Genomic DNA, 18,777 nt, shown 5'->3' with positions numbered 1-18,777 from the left:
ACTCAGCTCTGCGTATACTTGCCGCACTGCAAACGTCCCACCGGTGGTGGAGCGAGGGGGAGAACGGTGACGTTCAGCGTCAGCTACGTCGAGCGCGACGGCGGCGCCTGTTTGCGGCTCACGGGCGAGCTGGATCTGAGCACCGCCCCCCAGTTGACCGCCGCGATCGAGGAGCTGACCGCCGCCGGCGAGACCCGGGTGCTGCTCGACCTCACCGACCTCACGTTCTGCGACTCCACCGGCATGGCCGTGTTCGTCCGGGGGGACAACCAGGCGGCAGCCGAAGGAGGGTGGCTCCGGCTGACCGGCGCCAATGGGCGGGTCGAGCGGGTGTTGCGGGTCACCGGGCTCGCCGACTTGTTGCGCTACGAACCGGAGTCGCTCGACCCCGCGTCGCAGACCGCCCCGTGATGGGCTAGATTTCCCCGCCAGCGCGGTGACCGTCAGGTCCCGTCCCCGCCGACCCGAGGCAGGTAGTGATGGGCGCAGACAGCCCGCAGCCGGTACGCATCCTGGTCGTCGACGACGACCCGGGTGACGTGCTCATGATCGAGGAGGCGTTGGCTGATTCCGACGTCGACAAGGTCATCGACGTGGTCAGCGACGGCGAGGAGGCGATGGAGTTCCTCCGCGCCGAGGGCCGCCACCAGCAGGCCCGCCGGCCGGACGTCATCCTGCTCGACCTGAACATGCCGCGGATGGACGGTCGGCAGGTGCTCGGCGCGGTGAAGCAGGACGAGGATCTGCGGACCATCCCGATCGTCGTGCTGACCACCTCCAACGCCGACACCGACATCGTCGGCAGTTACACGCTGCAGGCCAACGCGTACGTCACCAAGCCGATCGACCTGGACGACTTCAACGACGTGGTGCGCCGCATCGACGAGTTCTTCGGCCGAGTGGTCGTGCTGCCCAAGCGCGTCTGACGCACGACCCACGCATGCTGAACATTTTTCCCGAACCCCCTCGGCCGTCGCGGACTGGGCCGAGGATCCAGGTGGGGAAGTAACAGCAGCTGCCTGGGGGGCGACAGTATGAGGTTCTCCGTCGTTGAGGCCGGTTACGACCAGCGGCAGGTGGATTCCTGCCTGGACGAGCTGGGGATCCGGTTGTCCCGGCTCGCGGCGCGGGCCCAGGGCGCGGCCGGGGCGGGCCGGGAGTGGGACGAGATCCGCGAGGAGGCGGCCTGGCTCAGCGGGCTGCTCCGACGGCTGGACCTGGGCGACACCGCCGGCAACCGACACGCCGGCGACGCGACGCGGCGCGAGGCCGCCGACCTCCTGGCCCGGGCTCGCGTCGAGTTGGACCAGGCCCGCGAGGAGGCACGGCAGGTGCGGGAGCAGGCGTACGCGCAGGCCGTGCAGGCCCGGCGGGACTTCGAGGCGGCGCTGTACCTCCGCCGACGGCGCGAGGCCCGGGTGGACGAGATCCTCGGGCAGCTGACGGTGGACCAGGTGCCCGCCGACACCCCGACCGCGGCTGCCGGCGTACCGGGACGTCGGGTGGGAGTCGGCGGAAGCGCGGAACCGCCGCCCGGCCGTCGCTGACCGTGCCGGGCGACGGTGTGGGTGGGCGGCTCAGGCGGTGAGCGCCGACATGACGATCGTCGCCCGCTCCTCGTGCTGCGCGTACGCGTCGGGGTAGGCGGAGATCTGCACCGACTGGGCGGCGTAGGTGACGCTCATGTCCTGCCAGCCGGGGACCTCGTTGAGGGCCGTGTAGAAGGCCCGCGCGGCGTACGACGGGCGCATCAGCTCGGCCACCGTGCCCCAGCCGCTGCTCGGTCGCTGCTGGAACAGCCCGACCGAGTCGTGGTCGGAGCCACTGCCCTGGTTCGGGTAGTTGGCCGACTCCGGCAGGACGTCGCTGGCCAGGTTGTAGAGGTTGCTCTCCTGCATGGCGGTCGCCAGTGCCACCACGAGGGCGCGGCGCGGCATCTTCATGTCCAGGCCGACGTCCACGATGATCTTCGCGTTGTCCATCTGCGCCTGGTCGAGGCCGGCGACCGGTCGGGGTCGGCGCGGCTTGACCGGCTTCTTGGGCACCTTGCGCGCCACGGTGGGGCTGGGTGTGGGCTTCGCCGTCGGGCTGGGCAGGATCCGCGCGGGGGCGACGTCGCGGTCCAGCGACCGGGAGGCGCGCTCGTCGGCGATGGCCGCACGGTCGGCCACCGCCTCGGCGAGTGGCTCCACCGGACGGGTGGCATCGTCGCTGCTGCCCCGAGCGGTGGCCACCGCGACGAGGCTGAGGCAGCAGGTGACACCGGTGGCCAGCGCCACCCGGACCGGGGTCGAGCCCAGCAGGGTGCGGCGGGTCGGCTCGGGGACGCGGTGACGGCCGATCGTCCGTTCGGTTGATGCGGCGTCGTCCGGTTGGGTGGTCGGGCGCGCGTCGGTCAGCTTCTGGTCGGAGGGGTCGTCGGGATGCACCTGACGAGGCTAAAGACCCAATTGCTCGATATCGCCCGCCGATACGGTGGCGTACGCCACACTTTGCCCAGATCATGGGGATTGTCGGCCGCAAACCATGCTCGAAGCACATCAACCTCGCGGATCAGGCGAGGCGGTTATTTCCGATTCGCTGTGTGATTGTGCTCCCGGCTCCACCCGTCACCCCGAGTTCGCGAGTGTCCGCCGAACGGGCAATGCCAACTCCGTCGAACGGCCCAGGGAAGCGCTGGTCGAACGACTCCCCGATGCCAGGCGGCCGGCCGCATTCACTTGATCCACTCGGGTTTCAGGAAGGCGCGGTGTCCGAGCCCACCGGATGCCCCGACTTCATGAAAGCCGAGTGGATCATGCTGCTGCGAAGCCTGCCGGCGTCGCTCCTTGGGGCTCGTGGTCGTCGGGTCAGTGTCGGCCGTTCTCCGCCGGTGTGACGGTCAGCCGGTGCCGGCTGGCGTCGCCGCTGGAGAACGGCCAGAGCCGGTCTGCGTACTCGACCAGGTCGGCCAGTTGCTCTCGGCTCAGGCCCGCCGAGCTGATCTGCGCGTGGACGTCGGCCCGGTACCTGCCGTCGTCGTCGCGCCCCAGCTTCGCCTCCGCCCGCACCTGGACCGTGTGCGCCTCGTCGGTGATCTCACCGGCCGCCTCCACCGCCGCGTGGTGCAGGCAGGAGGCGAAGGCCGCGGCCAGCAACTGCTCTGGTCTCAGCCCCGTGCAGTGCGCCGCCAGCGGCGAGGCCAACGCGGTGGAGAGCCCCCCGTCGTCGGTGCGTACGTGACCGCCCTCGGCGGTCGCTGTGGCCTCACGCAGCCAGGAACTCTGATCCGGCATCGCGTTCTCCCGTCGCTCACCGCGGGCTACCCGGCCGCAGCCCGGCGAAACGCCGAAGCGACTGTCTCAGCGCTGCTCGTCGAACACCGCCACCGCCTCGGTGGCCTCCGTGGCGGCCCGTTCGGTCCACGGTGAGGGTGGGGCCGGCCGGCGCGCGGCCGGGATCATCATCGGCACGTACACCCGGGCGTCCACGGCCTCGGCCAGCAGCAGTGCCGCCATCAGGCTGGTCGGGCGCTGCCCGGGCTCGTCGGCGAGGCAGGAGTGGCACAGGTCGGCCACCTCCGGGGGGAGTCCGTCGATCTCGGGCAGCGGCTTCGGCGGCTGCCGTCGGCGTTCGCCGAGCAGTTCGCTCGCGGTGACCGCGTGGTAGGGCAGGCGGGCGGTGAGGCTGTAGTAGAGCAGCACCCCGAGGGCGTACATGTCGGCGGCCGGGGTGGCGGGCTCCCCGTCCAACTGCTCGGGCGCCAGGTACGCCGGGGTGCCGACCACGATCCCGGCGGGCAGTGGGTCCGGGGTGCCGGTAGGGACGGCGATACCGAAGTCGAGGACCTTCACCCCCGCCGGGGTGAGCATGACGTTGGCCGGTTTGACGTCGCGGTGGACGATGCCTTCCGCGTGGGCGGCGGCCAGCGCCGCGGCGACCTCCGCGCAGACCCGCACCGAGATCCGCCAGTCCAGCGGGCCGGCCCGCAGGTGCTCGGCGAGCGTCTCACCCTCGGCCAACTCCATCACGATGTACGGCACCGGGCGGCCGGGCAACGTCGAGGAGGTGCCGAAGTCGTGCACGCTCGCCACGTTCGGGTGCACCAGGCGGGCCGCCGACCGCGCCTCCGCGCGGATCCGTTCCACCGGGCTGTCCTGGTCGTAGGGGCCGGGCAGGATGAGCTTCACCGCGACCGGCCGGTCCAGCACCTGGTCGTGTGCCCGCCACACCTCGGACATCCCGCCCACCCCGATGCGCTGTTCGAGCCGGTACCGCCCGTCCAGCGTCCGCATCGACCACTCCTCGTCCTCGTCCCGCCGACGACGGGTGCTTGGCTCGCGGTACCCGAGCGCCGACCTGCGCAAACCGTCGCTGGGTCCGGGGGCGGGCGGGCCCGCGCACCTCGCTGCGGCACGGCGTCGGGTGCGGTAGCTTGCGAGCCAGAGCCGGCGTCACCCACTGTGCCGGCACGGTCACCCGAGAGGCGCCGCGATGAGCGAGGTCACCGTACGCTTCGTCGGCGGGCCCGCGGACGGCCTGGTCCGGCTGCTGCCGGCCGGGTCGGACGGCGCCCCACCGCAGCGTTGGATCATGCGGCACCCGGACGGCACCGGTCCGGTGCAGCCCGGCCCCGACCACCTCTACGAACGCGACCGACCCGACGGGACGGGCGGCTGGAGCATGCGCTTCGTGCGCACCGACGCGTACGGGGTGTCCGAGTGACCACGAGGCGGGGCTGACCGGTGGCGACGCCGGAGTCCCGTCGACCCGGCCGCACAGCTGGCACACAGGCTCCACAGGGGCGTGGCACAGGTGCGGCGGCCACGATGGGCGGCATGGTCATGAACGGGCAGGCCGCACCGAGCCGGATCGAGCTGCGTCGGCCCGACGGCGAACCCGTCCGGGTGCTGGTGGTCGACGACGAGCCCACGCTCACCGACCTGCTGTCGATGGCCCTGCGCTACGAGGGCTGGCAGGTCCGCAGTGCCGGCAACGGCATGGCGGCGTTGAGTGCCGCCCGGCAGTTCCAGCCGGACGCGGTGGTGCTCGACGTGATGTTGCCCGACCTGGACGGCTTCCAGGTGCTGCGCCGGCTACGCGAGTACGCCCCCACCGTGCCGGTGCTCTTCCTGACCGCCCGTGACGCGGTCGAGGAACGCATCGCCGGGTTGACCGTCGGCGGCGACGACTACGTCACCAAGCCGTTCAGCCTGGAGGAGGTGATCGCCCGGCTGCGGGCGCTGCTGCGCCGCTCCGGGTTCGCGGTCGCCGCCCGGGAGGACGCCGTGCTGACCGTCGGCGACCTCAGCCTCGACGAGGACAGTCACGAGGTGCGCCGGGACGGCCAGTTGGTCACCCTCACCGCTACCGAGTTCGAGCTGCTGCGCTACCTGATGCGCAATCCGCGCCGGGTGCTCAGCAAGGCGCAGATCCTCGACCGGGTGTGGAACTACGATTTCGGCGGCCAGGCCAACGTGGTGGAGCTGTACATCTCGTACCTGCGCAAGAAGATCGACGCCGGCCGGGCACCGATGATCCACACGCTGCGTGGTGCGGGCTATGTCCTCAAACCCGCCGAGTGACCGCCGACCGCTGCGCGCCGCCCGACGGTGGCTGGCCGGCCGCTCGCTGCGTACCCGACTGGTGTTTGCCCTGCTCGCGCTGCTGGCGGTGGTCAGCGTCGCGATCGGTGGCCTCACCACCGTGGCGCTGCGGCACTTCCTGATCGACCGGCTCGACGCCCAGCTGGCCCCCGCGCCGCGGGGCGACCGTCCGGGGCGGCCGGCCTTCCCCGGCAACGGACCGGGCGTCCCCCTCGGGTTGCCCGCCGGCGCGGTGGTCGCCGACATCACCGACGGTCGCCTGACCAGCGCGCGGACCCTGACCAACAGCCCCTCCAGCGCCGATCCGTTCCCCAAGGAGCGGTCCGTCCCGGTCGGGGAGGTTGCCGCGCTGGCGGGCCTGCCGGTCGACGCCGAACCGCGCACCGTCGACCTCGGCGATCGCGGTGAATACCGGGCCGTGGCCCGGCAGTCCTGGGACGGCCGGGTACGCGTCGTCGCGGTCCCGCTGTCCGGCGTCCAGGAGACCATCTGGGCACTGGTCGCCGCGCAGGCCGCGGTGGCCGCCGTCGGGCTGGTCATCGCCGGTGCCGCCGGAGCGCTGATCGTGCGGGCCACGCTGCGCCCGCTCCGCCGGGTGGCAGCCACCGCCACCCGGGTCACCGAGCTGCCGCTGGACCGCGGCGAGGTGGCGCTCGCCGTCCGGGTCCCGGCGGCGGACACCGACGCGCGCACCGAGGTCGGTCAGGTCGGCGCGGCGCTGAACCGGATGCTGGGCCACGTCGCCGACGCGCTCTCCGCCCGGCAGGCCAGCGAGACCCGGGTACGCCAGTTCGTCGCCGACGCCAGCCACGAGCTGCGGACTCCGCTCGCGGCGATCCGTGGCTACGCCGAGGTGGCCCGGCGCGGTCGGGACGAGGTTCCCCCCGACGTGGCGCACGCGCTGCGCCGGGTGGAGTCGGAGAGCGCCCGGATGACGCGGCTCGTCGACGACCTGTTGCTGCTGGCCCGGCTCGACGCCGGCCGGCCGCTCGCGGTCGACCCGGTCGACCTGACCGCCCTGGTGGTGGACGCGGTCAGCGACGCGCACGTCGCCGGGCCCGACCACCGCTGGCAGCTCGCCCTGCCGGAGGTGGCGATCCGGGTTCCCGGCGACGCCGCCCGACTGCACCAGGTGGTGGTGAACCTGCTGGCCAACGCGAGGGTGCACACCCCACCCGGCAGCACGGTCACCACCACACTGGCCGTCGAGGCGGACAGCGCCGTGCTCACCGTCGCCGACGACGGGCCCGGGGTGCCGCCGGAGCTGCAACCGGAGATGTTCGAACGGTTCGCCCGGGGCGACAGTTCCCGCTCCCGGGCGCACGGCAGCACCGGCCTCGGCCTCGCGATCGTCGCGGCGGTGGTGGAGGCCCACCACGGCACGGTCGGTGTGGACAGCCGTCCAGGCCGCACGCTGTTCACCGTCCGGTTGCCGAATCCCACAGCTGAGGCATAGTCGGCGCACGGCCTCGCGCCAGCCCGGCCGTCGAGGCTGGCCGCATGGACACAACAGAGACCGTGCAGACGGCCCCCGTGCCACCGATCGCCACACGCCCGGACGAGCACTCCCCGCCGACGCGCCCCTCGCCAGCCTGGGCCCGGCCCGCGCTGGCGGTCCTGCTGCTCGCCACCGGTCTGCTCTACCTCTGGGGCCTGGGCGCCTCGGGCTGGGCGAACTCCTTCTACGCGGCGGCCGTGCAGGCCGGTTCGGTGAGTGGGAAGGCGTTCCTCTACGGCTCGTCGGACGCCGCCAACTCCATCACGGTCGACAAGACACCCGCGTCGCTGTGGCTGATGGCCCTGTCCGTCCGCGTCTTCGGGATGAACAGCTGGGCCATGCTCGTGCCGCAGGCGCTCTGCGGGGTCGCCTCGGTGGGCGTGCTCCATGCGACCGTGAAGCGCTGGTACGGGCCGGCCGCCGGCCTGATCGCCGGCGCGATCCTCGCGGTCACCCCGGTGGCGACGCTGATGTTCCGGTTCAACAATCCGGACGCGCTGTTGGTCCTGCTGCTGGTCGCCGGGGCGTACGCCACCGTGCGCGCGCTGGAGACGGCCAGCACCCGGTGGATCGTGCTGGTCGGTGTGCTGGTCGGCTTCGGCTTCCTCACCAAGATGCTGCAGGCGTTCCTGGTGGTGCCGGTCTTCGCCGGCGTCTACCTGCTGGCCGCGCCGACCGGGCTGTGGCGACGGGTCCGTCAGCTGCTGCTGGCCGGCCTGGCGGTGGTGGTCTCGGCCGGCTGGTGGGTGGCGCTCGTCGAGCTGGTCCCGGCCAGCGCCCGCCCGTACATCGGCGGCTCGCAGGGCAACAGCATTCTCGAACTCACCCTCGGCTACAACGGCCTCGGTCGGATCACCGGCGAGGAGGTGGGCAGCGTCGGCGGCGGTGGTCCGCGCCCGGGTGGTGGCGGCGGCCCCTTCTCCGGGCAGACCGGCGTGCTGCGGATGTTCGGCGGCGAGATCGGCGGTCAGGTCTCCTGGCTGCTGCCGGCCGCGCTGATCCTGCTGGTCGCCGGCCTGCTGCTGGCCGGGCGGGCGGCCCGCACCGACCGCACTCGGGCCGGGCTGCTGCTCTGGGGCGGCTGGCTGCTGGTCACCGGCCTGATCTTCAGCTTCATGTCCGGGATCTTCCACGCCTACTACACGGTGGCGCTCGCCCCGGCGATCGGCGCGCTGGTCGGCATCGGCGTCACGCTGCTCTGGCGGCAGCGCCGACCGCTGTCCGCTGCGGTGGATGCCCAGCCTGGACCGGTGCCGACTGCGGCTGCGGCTTCGGCCGCCACTGAGGCTGCGGCTCCCGCCGCCCAGGCGGCTGCGGGTGAATTGCTGCCGGCGTCCGCCGACGGTGCCGTTGCCGGTATGCGCTGGCAGCGGTGGCGTCCGCTCGCTGCCACGGCAACGCTCGCCGGCACTCTCGCGGTCACCGTCTGGTGGGCGTGGGTGCTGCTCGGGCGTAGCCCCGACTGGTACCCGTGGCTGCGGACCGCGGTGCTCGTGGCCGGCCTGCTCGGCGCGGTGCTGCTCCTGCTGGTCACCCGACTGCCCCGCCGGTTGGTGCCGATGGTGCTGGGCCTCGGCGCGGTGGCGGCCCTCGCGGGCCCGGTGGCGTACGCCGTGCAGACCGCCGGGACCCCGCACACCGGGTCGATCCCGAGCGCGGGCCCGTTGGTGGCGGGCGGTTTCGGTCGGGGCGGGTTCCCCGGTGGGCGACCACCGGGCGGGATGGAGCTCCCGGGCGGCGGCCAGTTCCCGGGCGGCGGTCAGAACGGCGGTCAGTTCCCGGGCGGCTTCCCCGGTGGGGGCCAGTTCCCGGGCGGCGGTCAGAACGGCGGCGGTCAGAACGGCGGTCAGGGGCCGGGCTTCCCCGGCGGTGGCCGCAACGGCGGGCCCACCGGCGGCCAGGGGCGCTCGGCCGGCGGGGGAATGGGCGGGCTGCTCGATGCCCGCGAGCCCAGCGCCGCGTTGCGCGAGCTGCTGGAGCGCGACAGCGCCGACTACACCTGGGTGGCGGCCACGGTCGGCTCGAACAACGCCTCCGGTTACCAGCTCGCCACCGGCAAACCGGTGATGCCGGTCGGCGGCTTCAACGGCAGCGACCCGTCGCCGACCCTCGCGCAGTTCCAGCGGTACGTGGCCGAAGGAAAGATCCACTACTTCGTCGGTGGTGGTGGCTTCCGGGCCAACGGTGGCAGCTCGGCGTCCCAGGAGATCGCCGCCTGGGTCGCGGAGACGTTCACGGCGCAGACCGTCGACGGGGTCACCGTCTACGACCTCGCCGCCGGTACGGAGGCGTCGTGACCGCGCTGGACGGCCCACGGGCCGCCGTCCAGGCCCGACCCACCGTCGCCGTGCTGGACGTGGTGATCCCGGTCTACAACGAGGAGGTCGACCTCGGGCCGTGCGTACGGCGGCTGCACGCCCACCTGAGCGAACACTTCCCGTACCCGTTCCAGATCACCATCGCGGACAACGCCAGCGTCGACGACACCCTGAAGGTGGCCGACGGCCTCGCCGGCGAGCTGCCCGGCGTGGAGGTGCTGCACCTGGACGCCAAGGGGCGGGGGAGGGCGCTGGCGGCGGCCTGGTCGGGGTCGTCCGCGCCGGTGCTGGCGTACATGGACGTGGACCTCTCCACCGACCTGGCGGCGCTGTTGCCGCTCGTCGCGCCGCTCATCTCCGGCCACTCCGATCTGGCCATCGGCACCCGGCTGGCGCGTACCTCCCGGGTGGTACGCGGCGCCAAGCGGGAGGTCATCTCCCGGGCCTACAACCTGCTGCTGCGCGGCGCGTTGGCGGCGCGGTTCTCCGACGCGCAGTGCGGGTTCAAGGCGATCCGCGCCGACGTGGCCGCGGAGCTGCTCCCGTTGGTGCGGGACACCGGCTGGTTCTTCGACACCGAGTTGCTGGTGCTGGCCCAGCGGGCCGGGCTGCGCATCCACGAGGTGCCGGTGGACTGGGTGGACGACCCGGACAGCCGGGTCGACATCGTCGCCACCGCCCTGGCCGACCTGCGCGGCGTCGGTCGGCTCGGCCGGGCGTTGCTGACCGGCGCGCTACCGCTCGCCGAGCTGCGCGCGCAGCTCGGCCGGGCGCCACTGACCGCGCCGCACGCGCAGTCGGGCGAGACGCGCCCGACCGGGCCGCGTGCCCAGCCCGGCCAGGCGCTGCCGGGGCAGGTACCGGTCGGGTTGCCCCAGCAGTTGGTCCGGTTCGCGGCGGTTGGGGTGGCCAGCACCCTCGCGTACCTGGTGCTGTTCGTGGCCACCCGGGGTGTGCTCGGAGCGCAACCGGCGAACCTGCTGGCCCTGCTGGTGACCGCGGTGGCGAACACGGCCGCGAACCGGCGGCTGACGTTCGGCATCAGCGGACGCCGGCACGCCGGTCGGCACCACGCGCAGGGGTTGCTGGCCTTCGCCCTCGGTCTGACGTTGACCAGTGGCGCGTTGGCGGTGCTGCACGCGGTCTCCGCCGTACCGACCCGGCCGGTGGAGCTGGCCGTGCTGGTGGCCGCGAACCTGGCCGCCACCGTGCTGCGGTTCGTGCTGCTGCGCCTCGGCATGCACCACCGGCCCCACCCGCCGCGCCGGTGACACCAGGGCCACGGCCAGGGTGCTGCCCTGGGGCGAAGGCACGGCCCGGCGCGCGACCGTGAACCTCAGGCAGGGCTGATCCGCACATTGCGAGGAGCGCACGATGACTACAGCACAACGTCCCATCGGCTCGGGCTTCGACGCGAGTTCCACGACGAAGGACGTCCTCTGGGCGACCGACCTGACCGGCAAGATCGCGATTGTGACCGGCGCCAACTCCGGGCTGGGGCTGCAGACGGCACTGGCACTGGGCTCGGCGGGCGCACACGTCGTGGTCCTCGATTGCGACACCACCAAGGCCCGCAGCGCCTTGGCCGGGATCTCTGCGGAGTACGCGACCATGGATCTCAGCGATCCGGCGTCGATCGACGCCGTGGCCGAGGAGTTCGTCGCCTCGGGCCGGCCCGTGCACATCCTGGTGGAGTCCGCCGGGATCATGGCCGCACCGCTGGGTCGGGACGCGCGCGGCAACGAACTTCAGCTGTCGATCAACTATCTCGGTCACTTTCAGCTCGCGGCTCGGCTGTGGCCGGCGCTGCGGGCCGCCGGGAGCGCACGGGTCGTCACCCTCACCTCGCTCGGGCACCGTCACTCGCCGGTCATGTTCGACGACCCGAACTTCGAGCACCGCGAGTACGACCCGTGGGCCGGCTACGGGCAGTCCAAGACCGCGATGTCGCTCTTCGCGGTGGAACTCGACCGGCGAGGCCAGGAGGACGGGGTACGTGCGTTCGCCGCCCACCCGGGCAGCATCGTGGCGACCGGGCTGAAGCAGTATCTGACGACCGAGCAACTCGTCGCGGCCGGCATGGTGAACCCCGACGGAGATCCGATCCTCGACCCGAGCAAGCAGCTGAAGACCCCCGAACAGGGCGCGGCGACACCGGTGTGGTGCGCGACGAGCCCACAGCTTGCCGGTATGGGCGGCGTGTACTGCGAGGACTGCGACATCGCGGAGATCGTGCAGCCAGCCGCTTCTGACACGACGGACCTCGGTGACTTCAACGACCTCGACGGCGTCCTGCCGTACGCGGTCGACCCGCAGCAGGCCGAGCGCCTGTGGGAACTCAGCGAGAAGCTGACGAACGTCCGCTTCCTGTAGTGCCAGCATCCCCGCTCGTCGGTGGTCAGCCGGCGGCGGCCTCGCGGACCAGCCGGCGTGCCTCGTCGCGGGGCACACCGGTGGCCCGCAGAAGGTCGTTGGCGGCGGTACGGAGTTCGGCGACCGGGCCGCTCTGCACCCGTGGGCGGATCGGAGCACGTGAACCGGCACGCCCGCCGCCGGCACTTCCTGTGGCGAGGCTGGGAGTCCGCGAATGTGCCCGCGACACGGATGGCGTTCGGCGTACGGTGATGGACAAGTCCGGCTTTCTGGGTCAAAAGCCTCACCGCTGTACGTCCCGGGACGCCGGTGTCGAGACGGCGAGCACAAGGAGCGATCGGTGGAACATCTGGCCTACCTGGACGCGGGATCCGGCAGCCTGATCGTGCAGGCGGTCGTCGGCGGGGTGGCCGGCGCCGCGGTCGCCGCGAAGCTCTACTGGCGACGCCTGGTCGACCGGTTCCGCCGGCAGCCCACCGACCAGCGGTGAGCGGGCCAGTCCCGACGATGGCGATCTCACCCACCGGGGTACGGCCCGAGCCGGCCTCCTTCCGCGACCCGGCCAACCGGGTCTTCCACGTCGGCGACGAGGTGCTGCGCGGGTTGGACCCGCAGGCCGCCGAGCACTGGCGGGCGCTGGCCGGCAGCACCTTCTTCCCGGCGCTCGTCGCCGCGCGCAAGGTCTGCGCCACCGAGGACGCCCCGCCGACCCTGGTGCCCGCCGCGACCGGTGCCCCATGGGCCGCCGTGCTGCGCCACGAACGCATCCCGTTCGTGTCCCACCCGTACGAGTGGTCGTTCAGCATGCTGCGCGACGCCGCGCTGCTGCACCTGGAGATCCTGCGCGCCGCGCTCGGCGAGGGCTTCACCACCAAGGACGGCTCGGCGTACAACCTGCAGTGGCGCGGCGCCGACCCGGTCTTCATCGACATCGGCTCCTTCGAGCCGGTTCGCGACGGCGAACCGTGGGCCGGCTACCGGCAGTTCTGCCAGACCGTGCTCTACCCGCTGATGCTCACCGCCCACCTGGGCGTCGACTTCCAGCCGTGGCTGCGCGCCCGCGTCGACGGCATCGAGGCCGACGAGCTGCGGCCGCTCTTCGGCGGGACCCGCCGACTGCGCCCCGGCGTCCTGACCCACCTGCACCTGCACGGCGCCATGCAGCACCGCAACGCCGCCGCCAGCACCAGCGAGGTACGCGACCAGCTGCGGGCCGCCGGCTTCTCCCGGGACTTGCTGCTGGCCACCGTACGCGGCATCGAGAAACTGGTCCGCAAACTGGACCACCGCCCCGCCGGGAGCCACTGGTCGGACTACCAGGTCACCTGCGGCTACTCGGCCCGCGACCGGGTGGCGAAGGAACAGTTCGTGGTCACCTCGGTGGCCGCCGGCGCGCGCCCTCGCCTGGTGCTCGACCTCGGCGCCAACGACGGCCGGTACTCCCGGCTGGCGGCCGGGCACGCCGACTACGTGGTCGCCGTCGAGCAGGACCCGGCCGTGGTCGACGAGCTGTACCGCAAGCTGCGCTCCGAGGGGCAGCGCCGGATCCTGCCGCTGGTGCTGGATCTCGCCGACCCGTCCCCGGGCGGCGGTTGGCGGGGAGTCGAACGGGCCGGCTTCGCCGACCGCGCGTCCGCCGACGTGGTGCTCGCCCTCGCCGTCGTGCACCACCTGGCGATCGGTCGCAACGTGCCGCTGCCGGAGGTCGTCGACTGGCTGGCCGGGCTGACCGCGCCGGGCGGCACGGTGGTGGTGGAGTTCGTCCACCCGGAGGACCCGATGGCCACCCGGCTGCTGGCCAACAAACCCGCCGGCCTCTTCCCGGACTACCGGCGCGACACCTTCGAAACGTTGCTCGCCGCCCGAGGACGGGTCACCGAGCGACTGGAACTGCCGTCGGGCACCCGCACGCTCTACCGGACGGTGATGGGTGGCTGAACCGGCCGCCGCCACCCCGCCGACCCCGGACGACCCGCCACCGCCGGCCGTCGCGGAGTGGGACCGGGGCTGGCGCGGTGAGCTGGGCCGGCTGCTCGAAATGGTCGCGCTGGTCGGGCTGGTGGTCACCCAACCACTGCTGGACGTGCTCGGCCGCAGCCCCGACTTCTTCCTGTTCCATCGCGCCGACCCGGCCCAGATCCTGCTGCTGGTCGCCCTGGTGGCGGTGCTGCCCACGATCGGGGTCGCGCTGCTCGGCACGCTCAGCCGACTGGCCGGCCGGACCGTGCGCGCCCTCACCCACACCGGGCTGGTCGGGCTGCTGCTCGCCGCCCTCGCCGTGCAGGTCGGTCGGCACGTGACGCCGCTTCGGGGCGTACCGCTGCTGGTGGTGGCCCTGCTGGCCGGGGCCGGGGGCGCGGTCGCACACCGGCGATGGCGGGCGCCGCTCCGGGTGCTGCGACTGGCCGCCGCCGGCCCGGTGGCCTTCGTGGCGCTGTTCCTGGTCGCCTCGCCCACCTCCGCGGTGGTGCTGCCGCGCGGCGACGGCGGCGCGGCCGGCACCGCGCAGGGCGCGGGCGTGCACCCGCCGGTGGTGATGCTGATCCTCGACGAACTCCCGCTGGTCAGTCTGCTCGGCACCGACGGGAAGATCGACGCGGCGCGGTTCCCGCACTTCGCGGAGCTGGCCGGCGCCTCCACCTGGTACCGCAACGCGACAGGTGTCAGCGGGTGGACGCCCAACGCCCTGCCCGCCATGCTCACCGGCCGCTACCCGGCGAAGCCGGTGGCACCGCACTACTCGCAGTACCCGGACAACATCTTCACCGCCTTCGGTGGCCTCTACGACATCAAGGCCGAGGAGAGCATCACCCGGCTCTGCCCGCCCAGCCGGTGCGAACAGCCGGTCACCCCGGAGCAGGGGCTCGGCGTGCTGGTCCGGGAGACCGGCAGGCTCCTCGCCCGGGTCGCCGGGCCCACCGAGAGCACGGTCGACCCGGAGGACTCGTACCGGGAGCAGACCCGCGCCGAGGCCGGCCTGGACGCCGCCGAGCCGGTGCCGGACGACCCGAAGTTCCGCTGGGACAGCCTCGACGACAACCAGCCGGCCCGGTTCACCAGCTTCCTGGCCGGACTGAAGCCGACCCCCCGGCCCACCCTGCACTTCCTGCACCTGCTGATGCCCCACTCGCCGTGGGCGTACCTGCCGTCCGGAGCGCGCTACGACGCCCCCGAGGACCTGCCCAACGACGGCGCCGGCTGGGTGGACCTGGCCCGGCAACGCCACCTCGCCCAGCTCGGCTACACCGACCGGCTGATCGGCGAGACCCTGCGGACGCTGCGCGCCAGCGGCCTCTACGACCAGTCGCTCGTCGTGGTCACCGCCGACCACGGCGTCAGCTTCCGCCCGGGCGCACAGGGTCGGGGCATGGACGCGATCAAGGCCGCCGCCGGCGAGGTCGCCTGGGTGCCGATGTTCGTCAAGGAACCCCGGCAGCAGACCGGCCGGGTGGACGACCGCAACTGGGAGCACGTCGACCTGCTGCCGACCGTCGCCGACCAGGCCAACATCCGGCTGCCCTGGCGCGTCGACGGCCGCTCCGCCCGGCAGGCCCCGCGCACCGACGGCACCAAACACTTCTACGACCGCCCGGGTGAACCGGTCACCTTCCCCGGCGGGGTGCCCACCCCGCCGCCGCTGCCGACGCCGCACCCCCTGGTCGGCACCGAGGTACGCGCCGGCCCCGCCGCCGGCAACGCCCGGGTCGCCGACCTGGCCGCGTTCACCGCCACGGACCCGGACACCGGCACCCTCCCGGCGCTCGTCTGGGGCGACGTCCCGGACCAGATCCCGGACGGCACGCTGCTGGCCGTGGCCGTCAACGGCCGGATCGGGGCCGTCGTCCCGGTGGTGCCCGCCGACCCCGGCGGACGCCGGTTCGCCGCGCTGCTCACCGACGACAAACTGTTCCGCGCCGGTACCAACCAGCTCGACGTCCTCCAGGTCACGCCGGACGGTACGCTGCGACGCCTCGCCCTGTCGTGACCTGGCCGTCGGCCCGGCGCGGTCGGCGCCCGGCCGGCTCGCTGGCCCGCTCCCGGCTGACGGGACGCGGGGTTTCCCGGCGGTCCGGTCGGGAATCGGGTGACGCATGCCTCACCGCAGAACCATGGCGGGCGTTGTCCACCGAGCCGCAATTACGGTAGAAGCGAAGGCAATTCAACGTAGATCTGCCGGCGAAGCGAGGAACCACATGACGGAAGTCAAGCTCGATCACCCCGGTGGGCAGCTGTCGATGCCGGTACATCCCGCGGTCGAGGGCCCCGCTGGTATCGGGGTGAGCAAGCTGCTGAAGGAAACCGGGATGACCACGTACGACCCCGGTTTCGTCAACACCGCAGCTGCCTCATCCGCGATCACCTACATCGACGGCGACGCGGGGATCCTGCGTTACCGGGGATACCCGATCGAGCAGTTGGCCGAGAAGTCCTCCTTCCTGGAGGTCTCGTACCTGCTCATCTACGGTGAGCTGCCCACCGAGCAGCAGCTGACCGAGTTCACCGAGTGGATCCGGCGGCACTCACTGCTGCACGAGGAGATGCGTCGCTTCTTCGACGGCTTCCCCCGGGACGCGCACCCGATGGCGGTGCTGTCGTCCGCGGTGAGCGCCCTGTCCACCTTCTACCAGGACAGCCTGGACCCGTTCGACTCCGAGCACGTGGAGATCTCCACGGTCCGGCTGATGGCGAAGGTCCCCACCATCGCGTCGTACGCGTACAAGAAGTCCATCGGGCAGCCGCTGCTCTACCCGGACAACTCCCTCGGGTACGTGGACAACCTGCTGCGGATGACGTTCGGTGTGCCGGCGGAGCCGTACGAGGTCGACCCGGTGATGTCGAAGGTGCTGGACATGCTCTTCGTCCTGCACGCCGACCACGAGCAGAACTGCTCCACGTCGACCGTCCGCCTGGTCGGCTCCAGCAACGCCAACCTGTTCGCCTCGGTCTCCGCCGGCGTGAACGCGCTGTTCGGCCCGCTGCACGGCGGCGCCAACCAGGCGGTGCTGGAGATGCTCCAGCAGATCCACGCCGGCGACGACGACGTCCGGTCCTTCGTCCGCAAGGTCAAGGACAAGGAGGACGGCGTCAAGCTGATGGGCTTCGGCCACCGGGTCTACAAGAACTACGACCCGCGCGCGGCGATCGTCAAGAAGGCCGCGCAGGACGTGCTGGGCCGGATGGCCAAGCCGGATCCGCTGCTGGACATCGCCATGGAGTTGGAGGAGATCGCGCTCGCCGACGACTTCTTCGTCTCCCGGCGGCTCTACCCGAACGTGGACTTCTACACCGGCCTGATCTACAAGGCCATGGGCTTCCCGACCAAGATGTTCACGGTCCTCTTCGCGCTCGGCCGGCTCCCCGGCTGGATCGCCCAGTGGCGCGAAATGATCAACGACCCGGAGACCAAGATCGGCCGTCCGCGGCAGGTCTACGTCGGTGCCGCCGAGCGGGACTACGTCCCCTTCAACGAGCGCTGACCTCCGCTCTTCGCACCACCGACAGGCCGTCGACCCATCCGGGTCGGCGGCCTGCTGCCTTGCCCGGCGTGGCCTGTCGTTTTGCCCGGCGCGGCCTGTCGTCTTGCCCGGCGCGGTCTGCCGTCTTGCCCGGCGCGGTCTGTCGTTTTGCCCGGCGCGGCCTGGCCGGGCAGGCGCGTGATCGACTCCGTTTCCTTGAAGTCGGGGCATCCCAGCGCGGCGGATGCCCCGACTTTCGGAAAGCTGAGTTGATCACGCCCAGGACGCCGAGTCGATCAAGCGGCGGGGCGGGTCAGCTGCGATCAGCGCAGGCGACTGGCGGCGTCCTCGCACCTCGGCGCACCGTGATCCGGGCAGAGGTCGTCCGTTCTGCCCGTTTAGTCTGCGTCGTGCGGGCCGTCCTGCGTCGGCGAGGGCAGGTTTCCCGTTGATCGACTCCGTGTCGCCGACGTCGCGGTATCCCCGCGCCGGGATACCGCAATGGCGGCGACACGGAGTCGATCAAGCGGCGGGGCGGGTCAAGCGGCGGGGCTGATCACGCGGCGGCTCCCGGCGGATCGGCGCCCCGAGATGGGCCATGCGACGACGAACCGGGGGTCAGAAGGCGGAGATGTCCTGTGCCCGCTCGCTGCGGCTCAGTGCGCTGATCAGCGCGGACTGGCCGTGACGGCGTACGGCCTGCCGCACGAGCAGATCGCGTACGGGGTCGAAGACTTCCGCCGGGAACGTCGGCGTGGGCACCCCGACGCTCACGGCGAGGTCATCGCTGTGCACGACGATCTCCAGTTGGCGCGTGAGCAGGAAGTCGCTGCGCCGCAGGGCCCAGCCCTGCCACGGGATCGGAACGACGTCGCGGGCCTCACCACGGGAGAGCAGGTGATCCACCTCCTTCAACGCGAGGGCGGATCGGGCGCGCAGGCGGGCCAGCCCCTGTGCGGCTTCGGCTTCGTCGGGACCCGCGGCCACCGACTCCTCGTCCGGAGAGCCCTCGGTGACCCAGGCGGCCCGCTCGTAGTGCCCGTCGGCCGACTCCAGCAGAGGCAGGTCGGTCGACATTGGCAGCAGGTGCGCCGCGTGTACCGTCTGACGTCCCAGGTGGCACGCCAGGGCTCCCACGGACAGGTGCGGCAGAGCGCTCGGACGCGACCACTGCTCGGACACCTCGGGGCGCCGGATCAGGTCCAGCGCGATCGAGGCGGCGACCGGGAAGGCGGCATCCAGGGCGTCGACAGGGCGAGACATTCGCACATTCTGACAGGCCGGGCCGACCGGCGCCGGGCTGCGCGCTCCGGCCCGACGGCCCGACACGGAGCCGCCCGACGGCCCGACACCGCGCCGACCAGCGCGCTCGTCAGAACATGATCGACTCGGCTTTCCGGACGTCGCGGGGTCCCGAGCACTTGGGCTCAAGTGGTTGTTGCAACGGGGTGGATTCTCGTCAGGATGAGGGGTCATGCCGGGGCAGAGGTTGTCGTCCGCGGAGCGGGCGCAGATTGAGGTGTTGTTCGGTCAGGGATTGACGTTCC

The 18,777-nt window shown here is 72.4% G+C and carries 17 protein-coding genes; 13 read left to right on the top strand and 4 right to left on the bottom strand.

The genetic code is table 11. The features are described from left to right. The first annotated feature begins 66 nt into the window (after positions 1-66). From ABGB10_RS07800 to ABGB10_RS07790, 3 genes are all read left to right on the top strand, one after another. Positions 67-411: an STAS domain-containing protein gene (locus tag ABGB10_RS07800; RefSeq protein ID WP_347660170.1), complete on the top strand. Its 345-nt coding sequence runs from the start codon at positions 67-69 to the stop codon at positions 409-411. 68 nt (positions 412-479) lie between these two features. Next, positions 480-926, top strand: coding sequence for a response regulator (locus ABGB10_RS07795; protein ID WP_145782537.1), 447 nt, complete (start codon positions 480-482; stop codon positions 924-926). Positions 927-1,034: 108 nt separating this feature from the next. Next, positions 1,035-1,547, top strand: a complete 513-nt coding sequence (locus ABGB10_RS07790) for an ATPase (protein WP_347660169.1) — start codon at positions 1,035-1,037, stop codon at positions 1,545-1,547. 30 nt (positions 1,548-1,577) lie between these two features. Here the strand turns inward: ABGB10_RS07790 and ABGB10_RS07785 are convergent, their stop codons facing one another. From ABGB10_RS07785 to ABGB10_RS07775, 3 genes are all read right to left on the bottom strand, one after another. After that, a complete protein-coding gene (locus tag ABGB10_RS07785; protein ID WP_347660168.1) occupies positions 1,578-2,429 on the bottom strand; it encodes a hypothetical protein in 852 nt (283 codons plus the stop codon). A gap of 420 nt (positions 2,430-2,849) precedes the next feature. Next, positions 2,850-3,275: an OsmC family protein gene (locus ABGB10_RS07780; RefSeq protein ID WP_278139253.1), complete on the bottom strand. Its 426-nt coding sequence runs from the start codon at positions 3,273-3,275 to the stop codon at positions 2,850-2,852. 66 nt (positions 3,276-3,341) lie between these two features. Next, complete coding sequence (locus ABGB10_RS07775; RefSeq protein WP_347660167.1) at positions 3,342-4,274, bottom strand: serine/threonine-protein kinase; 933 nt, start codon at positions 4,272-4,274, stop codon at positions 3,342-3,344. A 199-nt stretch (positions 4,275-4,473) separates the two neighbouring features. Here ABGB10_RS07775 and ABGB10_RS07770 point away from each other — a divergent pair, with 199 nt between their 5' ends. The 10 genes from ABGB10_RS07770 to ABGB10_RS07725 all read left to right on the top strand — a co-directional run bounded on the left by ABGB10_RS07770 (position 4,474) and on the right by ABGB10_RS07725 (position 17,251). Further along, positions 4,474-4,704, top strand: coding sequence for a hypothetical protein (locus tag ABGB10_RS07770; RefSeq protein ID WP_088989807.1), 231 nt, complete (start codon positions 4,474-4,476; stop codon positions 4,702-4,704). Between the two features lie 113 nt (positions 4,705-4,817). Continuing rightward, positions 4,818-5,564: a response regulator transcription factor gene (locus ABGB10_RS07765; RefSeq protein ID WP_347660166.1), complete on the top strand. Its 747-nt coding sequence runs from the start codon at positions 4,818-4,820 to the stop codon at positions 5,562-5,564. Between the two features lie 31 nt (positions 5,565-5,595). Beyond that, positions 5,596-7,041, top strand: a complete 1,446-nt coding sequence (locus tag ABGB10_RS07760) for a HAMP domain-containing sensor histidine kinase (RefSeq protein ID WP_347660473.1) — start codon at positions 5,596-5,598, stop codon at positions 7,039-7,041. 44 nt (positions 7,042-7,085) lie between these two features. After that, on the top strand, positions 7,086-9,380 hold the full coding sequence (locus ABGB10_RS07755; protein ID WP_347660165.1) for a glycosyltransferase family 39 protein: 2,295 nt from the start codon (positions 7,086-7,088) through the stop codon (positions 9,378-9,380). Further along, positions 9,377-10,672 carry a bifunctional glycosyltransferase family 2/GtrA family protein gene (locus tag ABGB10_RS07750; RefSeq protein WP_347660164.1) on the top strand — a complete coding sequence of 432 codons (1,296 nt, stop codon included), beginning with the start codon at positions 9,377-9,379 and terminating at the stop codon, positions 10,670-10,672. Before ABGB10_RS07755 ends, ABGB10_RS07750 begins: the two co-directional genes overlap by 4 nt. A 103-nt stretch (positions 10,673-10,775) precedes the next feature. Next, positions 10,776-11,774: an SDR family NAD(P)-dependent oxidoreductase gene (locus ABGB10_RS07745; RefSeq protein WP_347660163.1), complete on the top strand. Its 999-nt coding sequence runs from the start codon at positions 10,776-10,778 to the stop codon at positions 11,772-11,774. 340 nt (positions 11,775-12,114) lie between these two features. Then, positions 12,115-12,264, top strand: a complete 150-nt coding sequence (locus ABGB10_RS07740; protein ID WP_165947858.1) for a hypothetical protein — start codon at positions 12,115-12,117, stop codon at positions 12,262-12,264. A 17-nt stretch (positions 12,265-12,281) separates the two neighbouring features. After that, positions 12,282-13,712 (top strand): methyltransferase domain-containing protein, encoded by a 1,431-nt coding sequence (locus ABGB10_RS07735; protein WP_347660472.1) that lies wholly within the window; start codon positions 12,282-12,284, stop codon positions 13,710-13,712. Beyond that, on the top strand, positions 13,705-15,759 hold the full coding sequence (locus ABGB10_RS07730; RefSeq protein ID WP_347660162.1) for a sulfatase-like hydrolase/transferase: 2,055 nt from the start codon (positions 13,705-13,707) through the stop codon (positions 15,757-15,759). Before ABGB10_RS07735 ends, ABGB10_RS07730 begins: the two co-directional genes overlap by 8 nt. Positions 15,760-15,967: 208 nt before the next feature. Next, positions 15,968-17,251 carry a citrate synthase gene (locus ABGB10_RS07725; RefSeq protein WP_347660161.1) on the top strand — a complete coding sequence of 428 codons (1,284 nt, stop codon included), beginning with the start codon at positions 15,968-15,970 and terminating at the stop codon, positions 17,249-17,251. A 597-nt stretch (positions 17,252-17,848) separates the two neighbouring features. Here the strand turns inward: ABGB10_RS07725 and ABGB10_RS07720 are convergent. Further along, entirely contained in the window at positions 17,849-18,493 is a 645-nt protein-coding gene (locus ABGB10_RS07720) for a maleylpyruvate isomerase N-terminal domain-containing protein (protein WP_347660160.1), read from the bottom strand. Between the last annotated feature and the right edge of the window lie 284 nt (positions 18,494-18,777).

Source organism: Micromonospora sp. B9E7 (assembly GCF_039871815.1).
In the GTDB taxonomy this organism is placed as follows: Bacteria; Actinomycetota; Actinomycetes; order Mycobacteriales; family Micromonosporaceae; genus Micromonospora.
The sequence above is the reverse complement of the archived record's forward strand: the minus strand, read 5'-3'. Positions and strand labels throughout refer to the sequence as shown.

Coding starts and splice junctions, on each gene's coding strand:
- ABGB10_RS07790 (WP_347660169.1), top strand. CDS start 1,035: ATGAGGTTCTCCGTCGTTGAGGCCGGTTACGACCAGCGGCAGGTGGAT.
- ABGB10_RS07745 (WP_347660163.1), top strand. CDS start 10,776: ATGACTACAGCACAACGTCCCATCGGCTCGGGCTTCGACGCGAGTTCC.
- ABGB10_RS07725 (WP_347660161.1), top strand. CDS start 15,968: ATGACGGAAGTCAAGCTCGATCACCCCGGTGGGCAGCTGTCGATGCCG.
- ABGB10_RS07720 (WP_347660160.1), bottom strand. CDS start 18,493: ATGTCTCGCCCTGTCGACGCCCTGGATGCCGCCTTCCCGGTCGCCGCC.
- ABGB10_RS07755 (WP_347660165.1), top strand. CDS start 7,086: ATGGACACAACAGAGACCGTGCAGACGGCCCCCGTGCCACCGATCGCC.
- ABGB10_RS07775 (WP_347660167.1), bottom strand. CDS start 4,274: ATGCGGACGCTGGACGGGCGGTACCGGCTCGAACAGCGCATCGGGGTG.
- ABGB10_RS07735 (WP_347660472.1), top strand. CDS start 12,282: ATGGCGATCTCACCCACCGGGGTACGGCCCGAGCCGGCCTCCTTCCGC.
- ABGB10_RS07765 (WP_347660166.1), top strand. CDS start 4,818: ATGGTCATGAACGGGCAGGCCGCACCGAGCCGGATCGAGCTGCGTCGG.
- ABGB10_RS07780 (WP_278139253.1), bottom strand. CDS start 3,275: ATGCCGGATCAGAGTTCCTGGCTGCGTGAGGCCACAGCGACCGCCGAG.
- ABGB10_RS07770 (WP_088989807.1), top strand. CDS start 4,474: ATGAGCGAGGTCACCGTACGCTTCGTCGGCGGGCCCGCGGACGGCCTG.
- ABGB10_RS07795 (WP_145782537.1), top strand. CDS start 480: ATGGGCGCAGACAGCCCGCAGCCGGTACGCATCCTGGTCGTCGACGAC.